Source organism: Actinoplanes sp. CA-142083, assembly GCF_050942195.1.
Lineage (GTDB): Bacteria > Actinomycetota > Actinomycetes > Mycobacteriales > Micromonosporaceae > Actinoplanes.
The window spans coordinates 10,454,397-10,469,938 of the sequence record NZ_CP192076.1; the positions used below are offsets into that span (position 1 = coordinate 10,454,397).

General features: G+C 67.4%; 14 protein-coding genes. 5 read left to right on the forward strand and 9 right to left on the reverse strand.

The genetic code is table 11. The features are described 5' to 3' along the window. Positions 1–130: 130 nt before the first annotated feature. Both ACQPZX_RS48400 and ACQPZX_RS48405 read right to left on the reverse strand, forming a co-directional pair. Positions 131–2,347, reverse strand: a complete 2,217-nt coding sequence (locus tag ACQPZX_RS48400; protein WP_433371894.1) for an LLM class flavin-dependent oxidoreductase — start codon at positions 2,345–2,347, stop codon at positions 131–133. 74 nt (positions 2,348–2,421) lie between these two features. After that, a complete protein-coding gene (locus ACQPZX_RS48405) occupies positions 2,422–3,165 on the reverse strand; it encodes a potassium channel family protein (protein WP_433371897.1) in 744 nt (247 codons plus the stop codon). 123 nt (positions 3,166–3,288) lie between these two features. Between ACQPZX_RS48405 and ACQPZX_RS48410 the strand changes: the two genes are divergently transcribed. Continuing rightward, complete coding sequence (locus tag ACQPZX_RS48410) at positions 3,289–3,588, forward strand: DUF3040 domain-containing protein (protein WP_433371900.1); 300 nt, start codon at positions 3,289–3,291, stop codon at positions 3,586–3,588. On the opposite strand, the gene ACQPZX_RS48415 is transcribed toward ACQPZX_RS48410, so the two are convergent. Further along, positions 3,575–4,414, reverse strand: coding sequence for a phosphoribosylaminoimidazolesuccinocarboxamide synthase (locus ACQPZX_RS48415; protein ID WP_433371903.1), 840 nt, complete (start codon positions 4,412–4,414; stop codon positions 3,575–3,577). The two genes, ACQPZX_RS48410 and ACQPZX_RS48415, sit on opposite strands and share 14 nt — an antisense overlap. A gap of 126 nt (positions 4,415–4,540) precedes the next feature. On the opposite strand from ACQPZX_RS48415, the gene ACQPZX_RS48420 reads away from it, so the two are divergent. Together ACQPZX_RS48420 and ACQPZX_RS48425 are read left to right on the forward strand one after the other, a co-directional pair. Further along, positions 4,541–7,645, forward strand: coding sequence for a DUF3427 domain-containing protein (locus ACQPZX_RS48420; protein WP_433371906.1), 3,105 nt, complete (start codon positions 4,541–4,543; stop codon positions 7,643–7,645). Between the two features lie 44 nt (positions 7,646–7,689). Continuing rightward, the gene (locus tag ACQPZX_RS48425; RefSeq protein ID WP_433371908.1) at positions 7,690–8,568 is read left to right on the forward strand and encodes a YDG/SRA domain-containing protein; all 879 of its coding nucleotides are present in this window, start codon (positions 7,690–7,692) and stop codon (positions 8,566–8,568) included. A 269-nt stretch (positions 8,569–8,837) separates the two neighbouring features. Here ACQPZX_RS48425 and ACQPZX_RS48430 read toward each other — a convergent pair whose 3' ends face one another. Genes ACQPZX_RS48430 through ACQPZX_RS48445 form a run of 4 tightly spaced genes read right to left on the reverse strand, consistent with a single transcriptional unit; the run spans position 8,838 to position 12,203 of the window. Further along, positions 8,838–9,422, reverse strand: coding sequence for a DUF305 domain-containing protein (locus tag ACQPZX_RS48430; protein WP_433371911.1), 585 nt, complete (start codon positions 9,420–9,422; stop codon positions 8,838–8,840). Beyond that, positions 9,419–10,183 (reverse strand): lytic polysaccharide monooxygenase, encoded by a 765-nt coding sequence (locus ACQPZX_RS48435; RefSeq protein WP_433371914.1) that lies wholly within the window; start codon positions 10,181–10,183, stop codon positions 9,419–9,421. The genes ACQPZX_RS48430 and ACQPZX_RS48435 overlap by 4 nt, the downstream gene beginning before the upstream one ends. A gap of 54 nt (positions 10,184–10,237) precedes the next feature. Beyond that, complete coding sequence (locus ACQPZX_RS48440) at positions 10,238–11,506, reverse strand: HAMP domain-containing protein (protein ID WP_433371916.1); 1,269 nt, start codon at positions 11,504–11,506, stop codon at positions 10,238–10,240. 10 nt (positions 11,507–11,516) lie between these two features. After that, on the reverse strand, positions 11,517–12,203 hold the full coding sequence (locus ACQPZX_RS48445) for a response regulator transcription factor (RefSeq protein WP_433371919.1): 687 nt from the start codon (positions 12,201–12,203) through the stop codon (positions 11,517–11,519). 36 nt (positions 12,204–12,239) lie between these two features. On the opposite strand from ACQPZX_RS48445, the gene ACQPZX_RS48450 reads away from it, so the two are divergent. Then, positions 12,240–12,809, forward strand: a complete 570-nt coding sequence (locus tag ACQPZX_RS48450) for a DNA mismatch repair protein MutL (RefSeq protein WP_433371920.1) — start codon at positions 12,240–12,242, stop codon at positions 12,807–12,809. A 36-nt stretch (positions 12,810–12,845) separates the two neighbouring features. Next, positions 12,846–13,259, forward strand: coding sequence for a phage holin family protein (locus ACQPZX_RS48455; RefSeq protein WP_433371923.1), 414 nt, complete (start codon positions 12,846–12,848; stop codon positions 13,257–13,259). On the opposite strand, the gene ACQPZX_RS48460 is transcribed toward ACQPZX_RS48455, so the two are convergent. Both ACQPZX_RS48460 and ACQPZX_RS48465 read right to left on the reverse strand, forming a co-directional pair. Next, positions 13,201–14,043, reverse strand: a complete 843-nt coding sequence (locus ACQPZX_RS48460; protein ID WP_433371926.1) for an SGNH hydrolase domain-containing protein — start codon at positions 14,041–14,043, stop codon at positions 13,201–13,203. The two genes, ACQPZX_RS48455 and ACQPZX_RS48460, sit on opposite strands and share 59 nt — an antisense overlap. A 118-nt stretch (positions 14,044–14,161) precedes the next feature. Then, positions 14,162–15,382, reverse strand: coding sequence for an acyltransferase family protein (locus ACQPZX_RS48465; protein ID WP_433371929.1), 1,221 nt, complete (start codon positions 15,380–15,382; stop codon positions 14,162–14,164). Positions 15,383–15,542 lie beyond the last annotated feature (160 nt).

Genomic DNA, 15,542 nt, shown 5'->3' on the forward strand with positions numbered 1-15,542 from the left:
ACACGGCGGCCGGGAATTGGCCAGCGGGTTACCAATGAGCGGACACGCCACCCCGAACGGGTGAATTCCCGCTTTTCGACCACCCAAATTCGGTAACCGACCGTAGTTGTCGATCACGGACGACCGGGAACTATTCCCCCAAAGGGTCGATATTGAAGTTGTCACGGAAGACGTTGGCGGGGTCGTACTGCTTCTTGAGGGTGCGCAACCGGTTCAAAACCGAGGTTGGCCAGGCCTCTTCGATTCGCTCGGGGTTCTGGTCCGTTTCGAAGGAGAGGTACAAACCCCGGAAATGGGTGGCAAGTACCTCCCATGCTGCGTCCAATCTCGACTTTGATGCACCGAATGCCACCACCGAGAAGTTTGCCGATCTGTGCGAATACGCCGTCGCATCGTCGGGCACGTCGGCCACCGCGCCGCCCACGGAACGCACCTGGAAGAAGTAGACGACACCCGAGGCGATCAGGGATGCGGCCGCGGCGGCGAATTCCGGGGTCAGATGCTCGATCAGACCCGAGCGCGCGACCGGCTCGCCCTGGCCCTCGTGCGCGGCGTCCGGCACGTTCATCACGCCGGCGTACGGCAGCAGCTGCACCTGCTGGTCGAGCAGCGGCGCGATCTCGGCGATCGGCGTGAGGCGGTCGATGATCGTGTCCGGTGTGGACGAGTCGACCACGCCGTACACCTGGGCAAGCGCCTGCCCGCGCCGCGGCGGACCCATGATCAGGTTGGTGGTGAGGTCGCGTGGGGCGGCCTCCATCGCCGCGCCCCAGCGCTCCAGCAGGCCGGCCGCGTCCGACGCGTCGTAGACGAACTGGCCGAAGCCCACGTCGCCGACCTCGTCGACCTGGAACTCGAAGGCGGTGACGATCCCGAAGTTCGCGCCGGCGCCGCGCACCGCCCAGAACAGGTCGGGGTGCTCGGCCTCGCTGACGTGCACCTTCGAGCCGTCCGCGAGGACCAGGTCGGCGGCGCGCATGTGGTCGATGGTGAGGCCGTGCTCGCGGGCCAGCCAGCCGATGCCGCCGGCCGTGGCCAAGCCGCCGACGCCCACGCCGCCGTAGTCGCCGCTCGACAGCGCCCAACCGTGCGGGGCGAGCGCGGCCGCGACATCCTTCCAGCGGGCGCCGGCCTCGACCCGTACGAGACGATCTTTTTTGGAAAGCACGGTGATCTCGCGCATCGAGGACAGGTCGATCACGATGCCACCGTCGTTCGTGGACCGTCCGCTGATCCCGTGGCCACCACTGCGCACCGCGAGCGGGACCTTCTGGTCCCGGGCGAAGGCGAGCGCCTCGGCCACCTCGTCCGCGTTCTTCGGCTGGATCACCAGGCCGGGCGAGCCGCCCCGCATATAGGTCGAGCGGACTTTCCCGTACGTGTGATCGCCCGGCTCGACGGCCGTGAGCGACGCCGGAAGCTGGTCGTAATCGATGCCCTCGCGCCGTTTGGCGAGCTTGGCGGCGCTGTTTTTCAGTGGGGCAGCGGTGCGCGTCCTCGCGATTTCCTCACGAACCGCGGGAATGACCTCCTCGGCGAACCGCTGCAGCTCACCCGGATCGTCCGAGCCGATGATGATCGTGCCGATGCCGTCCTCGAGCACGAGCGGCAGGATCTCGTCGATCCACTGGGCCGCGGACTTCGACGGGTCGCCGAATATGTTGAGCAGCCGCCGGATCTCGCGCGGGTCCCGGCCCGCTTGCGCCGCCGCCTCGTCGATGATCGCGTTGCCCTTTCTCAGGTCGCCGGGCTTGAAATAGCTCAGCGAGGGCAGCCAGCCGTCGGCCTTGGCGCCGATCAGGCGCAGCATGCGGGGCTTGTAGGCGCCCAGCCAGATCGGCACGTCGTGGGCCGGGGCGGGGCCGCGCTTGGCCCCCTTGAGCTGGTAGAAGTTGCCGTCGTAGCGGAGTTGGGCGCGCTCGTCGGCCCGCCAGACCTCGCGGATCACGTCGATCGCCTCGCTCAGCTGATCGACGGACTCGGGCGGCGTGCGGCGCGGGAAGCCCATCGCGACCATGGCGTCCCAGAACGCGCCGGCGCCCAGCCCCAGCGCCAGCCGGCCCTCGGAGAGCAGGTCGAGGCTGGCGGCCGCGCGCGCCAGGACCGGGGCCGGACGCATCGGGATGTTCAGGACGTTGCCCGAGAAATGGATCTTGGTTGTCTGGGCGGCGACCCAGCTCAGCAGCGTCCACGTATCCAGGAACCCGGCGTTGTACGGGTGGTCCTGGAAGGTGACCAGGTCGAAGCCGAGCTGCTCGCTGAGCTGCGCCCGGGCGACCGCGGCCTGCGGCGGGTCATTGACGGGCGTAATGAAGGTCCCGAATTCAAGCGGGTGGCCGTAATCCACATTTCGAGCGTAGGTGGTTGCTTGCGGCGTCAACTTGAGGTCCGCACCACATGATCAGCCGATCGTGAGCTGGGTCACTGCTTCTCCGACTTCAGCGCGTTCACCTCGGCCTGAAGCTTGCGGATCTCGCGCAGGAGCACGGCGATGTCGGCGCGGGTGGCGGTGCCGGCCGGGCGCTCTGCGTCGGAGACGCGGTCGACTATCCAGCTGGCGAGGGAGCCGGTAGTGAAGCCGATCAGGCCCAGGCCGCCGATCATGAGGGCCACGGCAACCATGCGGCCCTCGAGCGTTTCGGGGTAGAGGTCGCCGTAGCCGACCGTGGTGATCGTGCAGACCGCCCACCACAGCGCCTCCGGGTAGGTCTGGATGGTGCTGTCGGGGTGGCCCCGCTCGGCCTCCAGGACGGCCAGGCCGGCCACCAGGACGATCAAGATGGTGGCGGCTATGACATAGACGGCGAGGCGGCCGCGGGTCCAGGCGACGGCGTGGCGGTTGATCACGCGGAGGGCATTGAGCAGACGTAAAGCCCGCAATGGTCGGAGCACGGGAAGGACCAAGACCGCCAGATCAAACCAATGGGTACGGACGAAGCGGCGTTTCTGGCGGGCGAGGGTGAGGCGAATGAGGTACTCGATGCAGAAGAGCACCCAGATCGCGATGTCGACGGCCTCGCACAGGTGGCGCCAGAGCGGATGCATGCCGGGGTCGAGGATCGGCCACGCGTAAACCGCGATGAAAAGCAGGGAAAGTGCGGTGAGCGGGTAGGCGGTCGCCTGCTCCCAGGCACGCAGGCGATCCTCGGGCCGGTCGGAGGTCATGGTCGCAGCTTGCCGGATCAACGTTGCCGTGTGGTTTTGATCTAGATCTTTATGGGCACATGGCGCAGGCAACAGTTTTCGCCTGGTAATCGACGGGTAGCCAAAGCGCGGAGGTGGTCCCCCGTGCTAGAGCCCAACGAGAAGGCCGTTTTCGACGGCATGGTGACCCAGCTGCGTACGGATGATCCACGGTTCTCGCAGCGCGTTGATCGGATGTGCCGGCCGAAGCGGCGGCTCTACATGGCGATGGCGATTCTGCTGTGGATGATGGCGCCGCTGTGCATCGCCTTCGGCGGGTGGACCGGCGTGATCATGGCGGTCGTGGGCTCTTTGTACGGCGCGCACCTGATGAACAAGCGAGGTGGCGGCACGCTGCAGACGCTGTGGTCGTCGACGCGCCGCCCGCGCACTAGCTCCAGCTGACCCCCGTCAACCGCTCGTATACCTCTATATAGCGGTTGCGGGTGGCCTCGACCACCTCGTCGGGGACGGCCGGCCCCGGATCGGTGCGGTCCCAGTCCGTGAGGCTCGACGACCAGTCGCGGAGGAACTGCTTGTCGAGGTAGCGCTGGGTGCCGCCCGGCTTCCACTCGTCGGCCGCCCAGAAGCGGGACGAGTCGGGGGTCAGGAGCTCGTCGCCCAGCTTGAGGGTGCCGTCCCTTGCCGTACCCAGCTCGATCTTGGTGTCGGCGATGATGATGCCCTTGGTCTCGGCGACCTGCTGGCCCCGCCGGTAGACCTCCAGGGTGATGCGCTTGAGCTCGGCGGCCGCGTCCTTGCCGACCTTGGCCTCCACGTCGGCGTAGGTCATGAACTCGTCGTGGCCCTCCCCGACCGGCGCCTTGGTGGTGGGGGTGTAGATCGGGGTGGGGAGTTTGGAGGCCTCGATAAGACCTTCCGGCAGCTTCTCCCCGGAGATGGCGCCGTCGCGCTCGTACTCCTTGAGGCCGGAGCCGGCCAGGTAGCCGCGGGCGATGCACTCGACCATGACCATGTCGAGGCGTTCGCAGCGGATGGCGCGGCCGGACCACTCGGCAGGCACGTCGGTGGCGGAGATGACGTGGTTGGGGATTAGGTCGGAGAGCTGGTCGAACCACCAGAGGGAGAGCTGGGTGAGGATCTTGCCCTTGTCGGGGATGGGCGTGGGCAGGATGACGTCGTAGATCGAGATCCGATCGGAGGCGACCAGAAGAAGGTCATCGCCGTCAGCGTAGACGTCACGAACCTTGCCGCTGTGTAACAGCTCCACGTGCTCCCCTTCGCGTGTGACTATCCGGCTTGCCGGTCTCACGCTATCTGACCCGGCCGCGCCAGACCGCCGGGTGTCCGCAGGCGGTTCCCCGGACAGTCAAGATCAATAGGGCACACTGACGCGGTGAGTGACGACCTTGTTGCAGGGCTCTACGAGACGGTTCTCACCGACGCTCTCGAGACGAGACTTTCAACCGTCGACGACGAGCTTGTCCGGCGGGTCGGGCTTCGCGACGCCGAGGCTCCGGATCGCATCGCCCAACACCTTGCTCGGCAGGTCATCCGCGCCCTCGAAGCCGTGCCTCAAGCGGAGCGGGTCACCGTTGGCGTGGAGGTTGCCCAACTGCTGACGGATGCACTCCATGCTCGGATCCCGAAGGCCAACGTCAAAAGCGACCGTCCCACCGCGCCTGGCGAGTTGCTCGACGCGATCGGCGCATGGCAGGCGGATGACACCGTTCGCTTCCCCGGCCGACCACTGATTCCTCTGTTGGACACGACTCTGCTCACCAACGCGCCGGGTGAGCCTCGAGTCGGCAGCCAGATACTCCGGGAGATCGAGTCGGCCGACGCGATCGACATCGTGATGGCGTTCGTGCGGAAAAGCGGACTGCTACCCCTTCGCGAGGCGCTTCGAAGGCACCTCCAACAGGGCAAGCCCGTTCGGCTGCTCACCACCACATACACCGGTTCGACCGAGGCAGCGGCTTTGGAGGAGCTAGCCGAGTTGGGCGTCGACGTGCGGGTCTCCTACGACACCTCGACCACGCGCCTGCATGCGAAGGCCTGGCTCTTCCACCGACACAGCTCGTTCAGCACCGCGTACGTGGGCTCGTCCAACCTGACCCACTCGGCCCAGAACTCCGGCATGGAGTGGAACATTCGGGTTTCCGCCGCTCGGAATCCCGACGTCATCTCCAAGATCGAGGCGGTCTTCAATACGTATTGGGAGAGCGTCGACTTCGTCGAGTACGCCAGAGAGGAGTTCGAGCAATCCCTTAGTCGCGCACGGCGCGCCGACCGCGGCACGACGATGCTCAGTCCGGTCGAGATTCGCCTTGAGCCGTTCCAGGAACGACTGCTCGAGCTGATTGACGTGTCGCGGAATAAGGGACACCACCGGAACCTCCTGGTATCCGCCACCGGAACCGGAAAGACCGTGATGGCCGCGGTCATGTACGCGCGACTCCGGGAGACGCTGCCGCGAGCGCGTCTGCTCTTCGTCGCCCACCGTCGGGAGATCCTCGAGAAGAGTCGGGCGACCTTCCGGCAGGCCCTCCGCGACCACGCGTTCGGCGAAATGTGGGTGGACGGATCGCGCCCGCAAGACTTTGACCACGTCTTCGCCTCGGTGCAGAGCCTCACGAACGCCCGGCTCGATCGACTCGCTGCCGATCACTTCGACGTGGTCGTCATTGACGAGTTCCATCACGCGGGCGCACCCTCCTACGAGGCTCTTCTCTCGCGGCTCGAACCTCGAGAGTTGTTGGGCCTGACGGCCACGCCGGAGCGGGCCGATGGACTGCCGATCCTGCATTGGTTTGACGACCGCATCGCGGCCGAACTCCGCCTGTGGGATGCCATCGAACAGCACCGACTCTCGCCCTTCCACTACTACGGAATCCACGACGGCATCGACTTGCGCGACGTGCCATGGCGACGCGGTCAGGGCTACGACACCGAGGCGTTAACCGAGAAGTACACCGGAAATGACAGCTGGGCACGACTCGTCTACAAGCAGCTCATCGATCACGTCGACGACATCGCTGGGATCCGCTGCCTAGGGTTTTGCGTCAGCATCGCGCACGCCCACTACATGGCCGACCAGTTCCGAGCGCTCGGTGTGGCGGCAGTCGCGGTGTCCGGCAAGTCTTCGAGTCAGGAACGAGAGAACGCGCTGACCGACCTGGAGGCTGGTCACGTCCAGGTGGTCTTCTCGGTCGACCTCTTCAACGAAGGCGTCGACATCCCGGCCGTGGATACGTTGCTCATGTTGCGTCCGACCGAGAGCGCCACGCTTTTCCTCCAGCAGCTTGGTCGTGGTCTTCGGCAAGCCCGGAACAAGTCGGCGTGCACGGTGCTCGACTTCGTTGGCCAGCACCGCCGCGAGTTCCGCTTCGACTGGCGCTATCGAGCCCTGCTCGGCGGCACTCGCCGAGACCTGGAGAAGGCGATCGAGAATGGGTTCCCGTTTCTGCCCGCCGGTTGCCACATGGAGTTGGACCGCGTCGCGCAGACCATCGTGCTCCGCAGCCTTCGAGAGGCCGTGCCGTCGACCTGGAGGTCCAAGGTCGAGGAGTTGCGGACGCTACATCGCGATCGTGGCGCCATTTCGCTCGCCGAGTACCTGCACGAGACCGGACTGGAACTTGCGGACGTTTATGCCAACAACCGCGCCTGGTCGGACATGCTCGACGCGGCGAAGCTACCGGTAGCGCAGTCCGGACCGCACGAACAGTCGCTGCGTCGAGCGGTCGGTCGCATGCAGCACATCGATGACCGGCAGCGGCTGGACGGCTATCGAACTTTACTAACAGGCGACGGACCAGACACGGGCTCGATGAGCAAGACCGAGCGGCGGCTGCTACGCATGCTGGTCGCTAATCTCTCTGATCAGGTTCTCACCGAGAAGAATTCACTCAAGGACGCGTCACTCCAACGTGCCGCCGACATGGTGTGGACTCATCCGCAGGTGGTCTCGGAGCTTCGCGAACTCGTGACCGCGCTGGACGACGCGCCTAACCACCTCCAGCATGCGGTCTTCGACGAGATCCCGTTGCAGGTGCACAGCCGTTACACCCGGCTCGAGATGCTGGCCGCGGTCGGCGAGGAAGAGCGAGCCAAGACCCCTGAGTGGCGGGAGGGCGTCTACGACGCGTCAGCTGCCGGTGCGGACTTACTCGCCTTCACGCTCGACAAGACCAGCGGAGACTTCTCGCCTACGACGCGCTATCGCGACTACGCGATTAGCCCGGAACTCATTCATTGGGAGAGCCAGTCGACCACCTCGGCCGACAGCCCGACCGGCCGTCGGTACCAGAACCACGAGACGATGGGGCGCACAATCCTGCTCTTCGCGAGGGCCAGCACGAACGACCGAGCATTCTGGTTTCTCGGGCCGGCCACGTACGAGGGGCATGAAGGCGAGCGTCCGATGGCCGTGAAATGGCGGCTGCACACACCACTCTCCGGCGACCTGTTTGCCGCCTTCGCAGCGGCGGTCGCATAGAAACTAGGCATGAGGCTAGAAACGATCAAGGTTCTATCGGGCGCATGCCCGAACGGACCTACGGTGAGATTGCGGGTTTCCCGTGGGGAGCAACGTTCGTCAACCGTCGTCAACTCGCTGAATCCAGGGTGCATCGTCCACCACAGGGCGGCATTTGCGGCGGTCGGGATGGCGCCGAGTCCATTGTCGTATCCGGCGGATACCCGGACGACGAAGACTTCGGAAACGAGCTGATTTATACCGGGCAGGGTGGCCAGGACGCCAACACCCATGCGCAGACCGCGGATCAGGAGCTCGTCCTCGGAAATGCCGGCTTGGCGCGCAGCAGCGTCGAGGGTTACCCCGTGCGTGTCATCCGCGGTGCGGGCGGCGACCGGGTCCACTCGCCCACCAGAGGCCTACGCTACGACGGACTCTTTCGGGTCGCGGACTTCTGGTATGAAACTCGCAATGGCTTCCGCATCTGGCGTTTCCGACTCGTCGCGTTGGACGAGCCGGGGCTCACCGTGCTCGACTGGGCGGAGGCGCTTGAGCCGGAACAGCTCGACCCCACGCGGCGTATGTCAACGACCATTCAGCGGATCGTTCGCAACACTGCGGTGGCCCAACGCGTCAAGGAAATTCATCGGCACGTGTGCCAGGTCTGTGATCTCCGAATCGACACGCCGGCCGGTCCGTACGCCGAGGCGGCACACATTCGAGCCCTGGGAAGGCCGCACAACGGACCGGATGTGCAGAGCAACGTCCTCTGCCTCTGCCCCAACCACCATGTCATGTTCGACACGGGCGTCATCTATATCAATGAAGTCTGGATCGTTTGCGCCAGCGCCACCCACGAGCCGATCAACGAACTACGCCGCAGTCCGCGACACACCATCGATAGGGCGCACGTGGCGTACCACCGAGCTCACCACGTCGCCTAACTAGGGCGCGTAGCTCGACAGAACGCCCCGGCTGACCGTGACGAGGTGGACCTCCAGCAATTACCGGAGATCCGGCGGTTGTCGGTTTGAGGATCGCGCCGGTCGATGGGGAGAGGACGGTCCCGCCGACGTAGAGGAGGCCGCCCGATAGACACGGCGACCGTCGGCGAAAGACGGGGATGTCGAGGTCGGCACTCCAGCGGAGGCGGCCAGAGGCGAGGCCGCCCGAGGGGAAACGGGGCAAGGCGGCCCGGAAAGGGGCCGCCTTGTCATGCGCCGTTCATCAGCTTGAGCATCTGCTGGACCTCGCCCTGGCGGGACTCCCGCACGCGAGAAGCGAACGCCTTCGCCTCTGCGTTCGAGCCGTTCGTGGTTTCCAGGTGGGCCATCTCGATGGCGTTGTGCTGGTGGGCCAAGAACAAGTTCAGGAACGCGGTGTCGAAGCCGGCGGCCGACACGGTCTTGAGCGCCTTGATCTCGGCGGGGCCGGTGGCGGGCAGGCCGCCGTGGTCGGCGTGGAGGCTCTTGGTGGTGTCTACGTCTACCGGCTTCTTCCACTGGGTCAGCCATGCCTGCATCATGGACAGCTCGTCCTTTTCGGTGGCCTGTACGGCCTCGGCTAGCGTCTTCAGCGAAGGGTTCTTGGCTCGGGCGGCCGCCGTCGTGGTCATCTCCAAGCCCTGTTTCTGGTGGTAGGACAGCATCTGCAGGAACATCACGTCGGTGTCGTTGAAGTCGTCGCCGGCCTGGATTTCGGCTACCGCCTGGGCTGAGACTGCGGGGGCGGGGCTGGTGGCCGTGCCGCAGGCGCCTATGAAGAGGAGCGGCAGGGCGGCCAGGACCAGGCGCTTCACAGGGGGAGCCAAAGGGCGAGGGTGTAGATGGAGGGCTCCCAGCTGTTGATCGCCGTGTGGGACTGGCGGCACTGGTAGCGCTTACCCTGATAAGTCACGACCTCGCCTGTTTTGTACGAGACGCCTGGTGCCCACGACGAAGACGAGCCGCCGGTAGCGGTCGCGGTTGGAGCGGCAGAAGTAGCGGTGGCGCTAGGAGCCGCGGTGGGAGCGGTCGTCGTGGGCGAGGTGGTGGGAGTAGACGAGGAACCGCCGCCCACGTTCAGGTCGACGCAGTTGTAGAAGGCGTTCGCGGTGTCGCCGATGTTCCAGACGGCCAGGACCTTCTGGCGGCCGGGGAACTTGCTCAAGTCGACCGTGTGGGAGACGACGGCGTCCGGCTGGGCGTTGCCGCCGTCGAAGGTCGCCACCTTCGCGCCGTCGATGTAGTAGACGAAATCAGCGGTGCGATGCCTGGCCGTCAAAACCCAGGTGAAGGTCACCGAAGTGCCTACCGACTTGGCCGGCCAATTACGCGACTCATCGGAGAGCACGGACCACTGCGCCACCCCGCCGTCGCAGGCCTGCGAACCCTTGGGGGCCTCGACGCTCTGCGGCTCGAACTGAATGGGCCCGCAGTCGGCGACGGCGCCGGAAGCACAGAGCGCCTGACGGCTGGGCGGCGTCGAGACGTACCCGTGGGCTAACGCGGGTGAGGCGACTACCAGGCTCGAACCGAGCACGCCGAGGGCTACCAGGGGATATGTGATCTTCCTACGCATGTCAGCAAGGTAGGCAGTGCCGCCATAAAGGAGCCTTAACAGACCCGGAAAGGATCATGAAACCGGGAACAGGATGCCCACGCGGGCGCCACCTAGCGGGCTCCGCGAAATGACGAGCTCGCCCGAGGACGTAGAAGCAGCTCGGCGAACGATGTCCAGGCCCAGGCCAGTCGAACCGGCGCCGCTGACGCCCCGCTGTACGGCGTGTGCGGGGTCGCGGATGCCGGGGCCGGCGTCGTCGACCAGCAGGCCCGAAGGGGAGATGCTGACCCGGAAAGCGGTGCGCTCGGGGGTGTGCGAGAAGACGTTGCCCAGCATGGCGTCGACCACGAGGATCAGCTCGCTTCGAGGGAGCGGCAGCATGACCGGCACGTCACCGCCGACGACCTCCCACGGCCGCTCCTGATCCTCGGCGAGCACCGACCAGAACGCGAGGCGGTCGGCGAGCACCTCGACCAAGTCAGTGCGCTCCTGGCCGCGGGCTTCGACGCCAAGCCGGGCGCCGGTGATGATCGCCTCGAGCTCCTCGTCCAGCAGGTCGCAGGCCTGCCGCATGCGGTCGGCGACCGGGCCGGGCGGCATCGCTTCGGCATCCAGGCGGAGGGCGGTCAGCGGCGTCCGCAATCGGTGTGACAGGTCGGCGGCCAGCTCCCGCTCCTTGTCGAGGAGGCTGCGCAGGTCGTCGGCCATGGTGTTGAAGGCGTTCGCGGCGTCGCGCAGCTCGCGCGGGCCGACGGGCTCGACGCGGGTGGCCAGGTCGCCGCCGCCCAGGCGGCGGGTGGAGTTGGCCAGCTGCCGGGTCGCACGCACCATCTGGCTCCCCAGGCGGTCGGCCAGCAGCGTCGAGCCGGCGACCAGCACGATCGCGAGCCCGCCCAGCACCAGCCAGGCCGCCCACACGCCGCGGCGCATCTCGGCGTCGGGCACATAGACCTCGACCACGACGGTGCGGCCGTCGGTGAGGACCGTGGGCTGGAGGTAGGCGACGCCGTCGGGCGCGGGCGCCAGCACGGACCGGCGGTCCTGCGCGGCCAGGGAGATCTGGGCGGCGTCGGTGTGCGTCACGCCGATCGGGTCGACCTCCGGCAGGTGGACGGCGAGGCGGCCGGCGCTGCCCGCGGTGGTGCTGGCCACGGCGTTGGTGAGCAGGGTCGGGTCGGCGTCGACGCCGAGCACGGTGACCAGCGAGGTGGCCTGCTGGCGGGCGTCGCTGACCGCCCGGTCGTGGGCGATCTGCCGGGTGGCGACGGCGAGCGGGACCAGGAAGGCCAGCGCCACCATCGACGTGATGGCGAGCGCGAGCCGGTTGAGCGCCCACCTCAAAATAAACACCTCATCGGGGATCGACCATCATCACGCCGACCCCGCGCACGGTGTGCAGGAACCGCGGCTTCGCGGCCGTCTCCCCGAGCTTGCGGCGCAGCCACGAGATGTGTACGTCGATGGTCTGCTCCTCGCCGATCCGGGCCTGGTTCCAGACCTCGTTCATCAGCTCGCGCCGGCTGATCACCTGGCCGACCCGCTCGGCGAGGTACGCCAGCACGTCGAACTCGCGCCGGGTCAGCTGCAGCGCCTCCCCGTGCAGCTCGGCCCGCCGCTGCCGTGGGTGGATGACCAGATCGCCGACGACGATCTGCTGCTGGATCGGCTCGGGCGCGGTGCGGGCCCGGCGCAGCACGGCGGCGATGCGGGCGAGGATGTGCCCGCCCGAGAACGGCTTGGTCACGTAGTCGTCGGCGCCGGCGCTGAGCAGCGTGATGATGTCGGCCTCGGAGCGGCGGGCGGTGGCCACGATGACTGGCACGTCGGAGACCGAGCGGATCATCCGCAGCGCGTCGGTGCCGTCGATGTCGGGCAGCCCGAGGTCGAGGATGACCAGGTCGGGCCGCTCCTCGCTGACGATCTTCAGGGCGTCGGCGGCACGGCCGACCGGCCGCACGACGTGCCCGGCGTCGGTCAGTGCCCGGGACAGCGCGGCCGTGATGATGCGGTCGTCCTCGACCAGCAGGATCAGCGCCATGCGGGGAAGCATAGGTGCATCTGAGAACATGGCCGCGTGGGATCTTCCCGGTGGACTCCGATCGCGGGGTGGGCTGCGGCCACCGCGACCAGCATCGTGCTGGCCAGCGTCGCCATCCTGCCCGTGTTGCGGGCCAGCGAGCCGCAGGACGGCGCTCTCGCCCAGCTCCCGGCCGCGGCGGCGAGCAGCTTCCCCGCGCCGCTGCCGACCGTGACCACGCCGGTGCCCAAGGAGACCAGCAAGAAACCACCACAGCGAACCCCGACGTCGAAACCCCCCACGACGACCAAACCGGCCACCAAGTCGACAACCCCGCCGAAGACGACGACCGAGGACGGCTGGACGGTGACGACGGCCGACGACGGGCTACGGACCTACGTGCGCACGTTCCAGGTCGAGGGCGGGCAGGCGGTCATCAAGATGACCTCCGACAGCGTGGTCTCGCTGGTCACGGCGACACCCGCCGACGGGTACGCGGTGCAGAAGTTCCAGGATTCCGCGGACAATCTGGCCGTCTACTTCAACGAGACGAACCACAGCTTCATCATTCACGCGACCTGGTGGGACGACAAACCCTTCGCCGAGGTGAGCGAAATCGGTCAATAATGGGATAAGTCGGGGCTGAGCGGGTACGTCCGAGGCATGGCTACCCACCTGGTCCAGGAGCTGACCGATCAGGCCACCGCCCTGGTGCGCGAGGAGTTGGCGTCCGCCCGGACGGAAATGGCCACCAAGGGCAAGCGGGCCGCGATCGGCGCCGGCCTGTTCGGTGCGGCCGGGGCGGTCGCCGTCTACGGCATCGGCGCGCTCGCCGTCACGGTAGCGGCCGCGCTGGCGCTGATCATGCCCGTCTGGACCGCCGTCCTGATCACCGCGGTGTTGCTGTTCGCGGGCGCAGGCGCCGCCGCGCTGACCGGAAAGGGTCAGATCACCAAGCCGCTGCCGGAGGAGGCGATGGCCAGCGGCCGGCGCGACGTCGAGGCGGTGAAGGACGCCGTCAGGGCACACGCGCTCCAGGATCGCTCCGGTCGAGAGCGTCCTCCAGCACGCCGTTGAGCATCCGCGAGTACGTCCCGGTGATGTGGAACCTGTTCCGATAAACCATGACATTTCCGATTACCGGAGTGCAGATCGAGGAGCACAACCACGGCAGGACCGACACGTACGCGGCGCCGGTCGCCTGGGCGGCGGCCATGTCGGCGGCGTTCCACACCCGGGCCGTCGCCTTTGTCCGGGTCGTGAAGCAGACCGCCAGGTTCGACCCGTGCGCGGCCAGACAGTCCGGCGTGCTCTGATCCAGCACCGGGGTGTCGCCCAGCACGACCACACGCGAGGCTGCCAGAGACAACCGCCGCAAAGTCGCAGTAAGGCCCACCCGCCACTGTCCGGGAGTGATTAGCTCGCCGCGACCGGTCTTCTGCGAGAAGCTCTCGTTGGTCACCACCACCAAGGACGGCCGCGTCTGCCGCATCCGGGCCATCACGAAGTCGTGGAACCGCCCGCATTCGGCGAACGGCCGCTGCTCCTGCTGGTTCCAGAAGCTCAACTCGGGCGTCGGGCAGGCCGGCTTGCCGTAGAACTCGAGCCGCCAGTGCCGCCGCTGCGCGATCTCCTTCATCGCCGGCAGCCACATCCCGGCGTGCGAGTCGCCGTAGAGCACCACCCGCACCGCGCCCGCCGGATCGCCGAAGACGCACGGCTCCGCGATCCGGTCCGCGGCCGGCGCGACCTCGCACTTCACGTTGTCGAAGCCCAGATCCGCACCGGCGGCCGCGATCGACGGCGTCAGGTCGGCCGGCACCTTGCGGACCGCCGGCGCCTTGCGGACGGCCTCCAGCACGCTGGCCAACGCGATCCGGGGAACGGGTTGATCCGAGAAACGCGGCGCCGGCTTGCCGTCGCCACAGGCCGACAACAGGACCAAGACCAAAAAGACCGGCAGGAGACGCGTACGGGAATCAAAGCTGCACATGCGCGAGCGGCGCTCCTAACCGGGGCTGGAACTGAGGCCCGTCGCCCGCCCCGGGCGACGTGGCCGATTTGACGAGGGCGACCGCGACCGGCGCCAGGATGAGCGCCAGCGCGAGCAGAGCGGTGAGCAGATGCGATCGCCGAAGCCGGCCGCTGCGCCGGATCGGGCTCTCCACCAGCACGTACGTGACGATCGCCAGCACGACGCTGAGCAGGACCAAACCGGTGCGGGTGAGCCCGTTGAGCGGACCGAAGGCCTGCCCGGCGATGATCAGGACCGGCCAGTGCCAGAGATACAGCGAGTACGAGATCTTGCCCAGCCAGCGCAGCGGCGCGACCCCCAGCAGCGCGTCACCGCGGCCCGCCAGGACCAGCACGGTGGCCGCCACCGGGAGCGCCGCGGCGTAGCCGGGAAACGGGGTGCCGTCGTCGAAGCTCAGCGCCGCGACGACGATCCCGGCCAGCCCGACGCCCGCCATCGCGGAGGACAGTCCGGCCGGGATCCGGCTCAGGCGGCCGGCCACGAGCGCGAGCAGGCAGCCGGCCCCCAGCTCCCAGGCGCGCGTCGCCGGGGAGAAGTACGACCAGGTGACACCCGACTGCCACACCGAGCAGGCCAGCGACGCGGCGACCGCGACGGCCAGCACGCCCGGGGTGAGGTGCCGCAGGCCCAGCCAGATCAGCAGGACGAGCAGCGCGGGCCAGACGAAATAGAACTGCTCCTCGACCGCGAGCGACCAGAAGTGCTGGAGAGGCGAGGGCGCGGCCTGCGACTCCAGGTAGTCGACGCCCTGAGCGGCGAAGTTGAAATTGGAAGCGAACAGCGCGGCCCACCGGCCGTCCGAGGCGATCTCGTCGCCGCGGAGGAAACCGAGCCAGTGGTATCCGGCCAGGATTACGGTGACCAGCACGACGCTCGACGCGGGCAGGATGCGCCGGGCGCGGCGGCCGTAGAAACGCAGTAGCGAGAGGCCCCCGGTCGTGGCGACCTCGCGCAGCATCAAGGAAGTGATGAGGAACCCGGAGATGACGAAGAAGACGTCCACCCCGATGTAGCCGCCGCCGATGCCGGGCACGCCCGCGTGGAACAGGACGACCGCGGCGACCGCGACGGCGCGCAGCCCCTCGATGTCGGGACGGAACGCGAGGGACGGCCCGGCCGCGCCAACGGCGGCCGGGGAACGTACCTCTGTCGTCGTCTCTGTCATCGAGAACGACACTAGCGGCGCAAATAGGCCGAAACCGGGCAATGGATCATTTACGACGCGTCCGGCGAGAGTTTGGCGAAAGGCCTGCGCGCTGGGTCGGATACGTGCTACCGCGCATTGACGATGCCTGTCACCATAATGCCGCGAACGACGAAACGGG

Bases quoted from the DNA above. Each gene is read 5' to 3' on its own strand.
- ACQPZX_RS48465 (WP_433371929.1), bottom strand. From the start codon at position 15,382: ATGACAGAGACGACGACAGAGGTACGTTCCCCGGCCGCCGTTGGCGCG.
- ACQPZX_RS48425 (WP_433371908.1), top strand. From the start codon at position 7,690: ATGCCCGAACGGACCTACGGTGAGATTGCGGGTTTCCCGTGGGGAGCA.
- ACQPZX_RS48435 (WP_433371914.1), bottom strand. From the start codon at position 10,183: ATGCGTAGGAAGATCACATATCCCCTGGTAGCCCTCGGCGTGCTCGGT.
- ACQPZX_RS48455 (WP_433371923.1), top strand. From the start codon at position 12,846: ATGGCTACCCACCTGGTCCAGGAGCTGACCGATCAGGCCACCGCCCTG.
- ACQPZX_RS48405 (WP_433371897.1), bottom strand. From the start codon at position 3,165: ATGACCTCCGACCGGCCCGAGGATCGCCTGCGTGCCTGGGAGCAGGCG.
- ACQPZX_RS48445 (WP_433371919.1), bottom strand. From the start codon at position 12,203: ATGGCGCTGATCCTGCTGGTCGAGGACGACCGCATCATCACGGCCGCG.